The organism is Stenotrophomonas sp. (genome assembly GCF_036662295.1).
GTDB lineage: Bacteria > Pseudomonadota > Gammaproteobacteria > Xanthomonadales > Xanthomonadaceae > Stenotrophomonas.
On record NZ_JAVWXA010000192.1, the window covers coordinates 1 to 2,906 of the forward strand.

A 2,906-nucleotide genomic window follows, 5' to 3' on the forward strand; every position below is an offset into this window, starting at 1 on the left:
AGGCCGGCGTTGTGATGGATGCACCGGGTGGGCGCGATGCGCGATTGCCGTTGGGGTGATCGGCGCGGTTGTTGGCATGGCGATACACGATTGCCGTTGGGTTGGATGTGCCGGTCGGCGCGCGTCACCGGGGCAGGCCGGCGTTGTGATGGATGCACCGGGTGGGCGCGATGCGCGATTGCCGTTGGGTTGATCGGCGCGGTCGTTGGCATGGCGATGCGTGATCACAGCCGGGAGGCACGTGCCGGTGGGCGCATGCCACCACGGCCCCCTGGTAGAGCCACCCCATGGGTGGCTGGGCGACCCACCCTCAGCGCTTGGGCAGACGGCGCACCCGCGTGCCGCTGGCGCGGTCGTGCCAGGTCAGGCGCTGGCGGTCGACCAGGGCCCACCACAGGCCGAGGCCGCCGAGCAGCACCGACAGCGTGCCCACCGCGTAGCGCCGCCAGAGCTGGGCAGCGCTGGGTGCGCTGCCATCGGCGCGAACCACCTGCAGCCGCCACGGGCGCATGCCCAGCGTCTGGCCACCGCGGCGCCAACTGAGCGTGGCGTACAGCCCCGTCACCGCCCAGCAGCACCCCCAGAGCAGCCACTGCAGCGCGCTGAAGGGCGCGATGTTCTCGCGCTCGGCGTGCCCGGACAGCGTGTAGCCCACGGTGAACAGCGTGCCCACCAGCATCCACAGCGCCAACGCCGGGAACAGGTCGTACAGCAGCGCCAGCAGGCGCCACTGCAACAGGCTGGCAGGGCGTTCGGGGTGGGCGGCGGGAGTGGGCAGGGCGGCCATGGCCCGAGCATACCTGTCTGCCGCCGCCGCTTCGATGGCTGGGCGCGCCGAGGCTCCGTATGCTGGTGGCATGTCCGATGCCACCACCCCCGCACTGCGCCGCCAACTGATCCAGCACCTGCCGCCCCTGCGCGATCAGGACAACGTGTTGATCCAGCGCTTCCTGGATGCGATCTGGGCCGAGCAGGGCCTGGCAAGGGCCAGCCTGGACAGCTATCGGCGCGACCTGGAGGGGCTGGCGCGGTGGCGCGATGGCGCCGCCGGCGGGCTGGGCGGGGTCGACCGGGCCGGGGTGTTCGACTACCTGGCGTGGCGGTCGCGGCACGGCTGGTCGCCGCGCAGCAACGCGCGCCTGCTGTCGGCGCTGCGCGCGTTCTTCGCCGATGCCCTGCGCCGTGGGCAGCGCAGCGAGGACCCCAGTGCGCTGCTGGACCCACCCAAGCTGCCGCGGCTGCTGCCCAAGGCGTTGGCCGAAAGCCAGATCGATGCCCTGCTCGATGCGCCGGACGTGGCGTCGCCGCTGGGCCTGCGCGATCGGGCGATGCTGGAACTGATGTATGCGGCCGGGCTGCGCGTGAGCGAGCTGGTGCAGCTGCCGGCCAACGCGGTGAACCTGCGCCAGGGCGTGCTGCGGGTGACCGGCAAGGGCAGCAAGGAGCGGCTGGTGCCGCTGGGCGAGGAATCCCAGCACTGGCTGGAGCGCTACCTGGCGCAGTCGCGGCCCCTGCTGGCCGGCAAGCGCCCGGTGCCGGCGGGCACCGACGGCGCCGTGCCGCTGTTCCTGGCGCCGTCGTTGCAGCCGCTCAGCCGCCAGCAGTTCTGGGCGCTGGTGAAGAAGTACGCGGCGGTGGCCGGCATCGACCCGGTCCGGATCAGCCCGCACGGGCTGCGGCACAGCTTTGCCACCCACCTGTTGAACCGCGGCGCGGACCTGCGCGCGCTGCAGATGCTGCTCGGCCACAGCTCGTTGTCCACCACCCAGATCTACACGCTGGTGGCCCGCGAGCACCTGCAGAAACTGCATGCACGACATCACCCGAGGGGGTGATGCGTCGGGCTAGCGTCCCTTGAGCGTGGGCGAGGCGAGCGATGCGGTCAGGTCCTGGCGGAAGTGCTTGAGGATGGCCGCTTGCGGGTTGAAGTCACGCGCGTGCGCGTGGTTGAACTGTTGCAGGTGGTTGAAGATGCTCTGGACGATGGCCGCGCGGGGATAGCCTGTCGGGCAATACGCCTGCTCGCGCTTGGCCAGCAGCAGAATCTGCTCGTTGAACAGGCGCGCCTGGTTCAGTTGACCCGCCCAGAAGGCAGTGGCCAGTGTATCCCGGCCCCGTGCCAGCACCTGCTCGGGGTGGCACTGCTGGTCCATGAAGCGTGCACCGTCGCTCCCATGCCGCTGCAGGTTGCGGATGTTGCACAACATCGTCTCAGCCGCCTGCGCGCGCTGCATCGGCGTGGTGTGGTTGTACAGCGTGCTGTGCAGCTCGGCCAGGCGCGCCGCGCGTTCCTGGAATCTGTCCGGCGTCAGCGATCCATTTCCGACCTGGGTTGCCAGCTTCTGCCGCGCGTTGGTGATGGCGCTGATCGCATTGCAGCACCGGCTCGGGCTGGAACGACGGGCATCCAGCGCGACCCGTGCGGAGACGCTCCCCAGAAGATGCGCTTTCAACAACAACGGCAAAGCGGAAATGGCAGTCATGCGGGGCGTCGTCCGGGCGGAGGGCGGCAGCATCCGTTGGGACTGGTTGGCGCGCTTTCAGGAATCGGTCATCGGCACTTGGCAGCCCTCATGGCTGCATCATGCGTCGGATTGCCAGAATCCGGCCGCAGCCGGCGTGCGCTCGGCAGCGCCTGCGTTGGTCCGCTCGAGCACCCACGCATGCCCGAGCGGAGGCGATACCGGGCGGGGTCCGGATCGGGTCGGAGGGCCGGCACATGCGCGCCGGGGGCGGGAAGGGGGCGGGAAGGTGCGCCCTCCCGCGCCCGGCCGCTTTCACAGATCGCTCATGACGGCCAACAGGGCGCTGCATCCGACACAGGCCCGCTGCGGTGGCTGTGCGAGAATCCCCGCATCCCCTTCCGCGGAATTCCTGATGCTTCGAGTTATCACCCTTGCGCTGCT

At 70.2% G+C, this 2,906-nt stretch carries 3 protein-coding genes; 1 reads left to right on the top strand and 2 read right to left on the bottom strand.

Annotated features, from left to right (window positions below; translation table 11 throughout):
- Window positions 1-310 precede the first annotated feature (310 nt).
- Window positions 311-787, bottom strand: coding sequence for an RDD family protein (locus tag RSA25_RS19345; RefSeq protein WP_332810446.1), 477 nt, complete (start codon window positions 785-787; stop codon window positions 311-313).
- A 70-nt stretch (window positions 788-857) separates the two neighbouring features.
- On the opposite strand from RSA25_RS19345, the gene xerD reads away from it, so the two are divergent.
- Window positions 858-1,835: a site-specific tyrosine recombinase XerD gene (xerD, locus tag RSA25_RS19350; protein ID WP_332810447.1), complete on the top strand. Its 978-nt coding sequence runs from the start codon at window positions 858-860 to the stop codon at window positions 1,833-1,835.
- A 9-nt stretch (window positions 1,836-1,844) separates the two neighbouring features.
- Here the strand turns inward: xerD and RSA25_RS19355 are convergent, their stop codons facing one another.
- Window positions 1,845-2,516: a hypothetical protein gene (locus RSA25_RS19355; protein WP_332810448.1), complete on the bottom strand. Its 672-nt coding sequence runs from the start codon at window positions 2,514-2,516 to the stop codon at window positions 1,845-1,847.
- Window positions 2,517-2,906 lie beyond the last annotated feature (390 nt).

Excerpts from the sequence above, each read along its gene's own strand:
- RSA25_RS19345 (WP_332810446.1), bottom strand. The coding sequence starts at position 787 with ATGGCCGCCCTGCCCACTCCCGCCGCCCACCCCGAACGCCCTGCCAGC.
- xerD (WP_332810447.1), top strand. The coding sequence starts at position 858 with ATGTCCGATGCCACCACCCCCGCACTGCGCCGCCAACTGATCCAGCAC.
- RSA25_RS19355 (WP_332810448.1), bottom strand. The coding sequence starts at position 2,516 with ATGCTGCCGCCCTCCGCCCGGACGACGCCCCGCATGACTGCCATTTCC.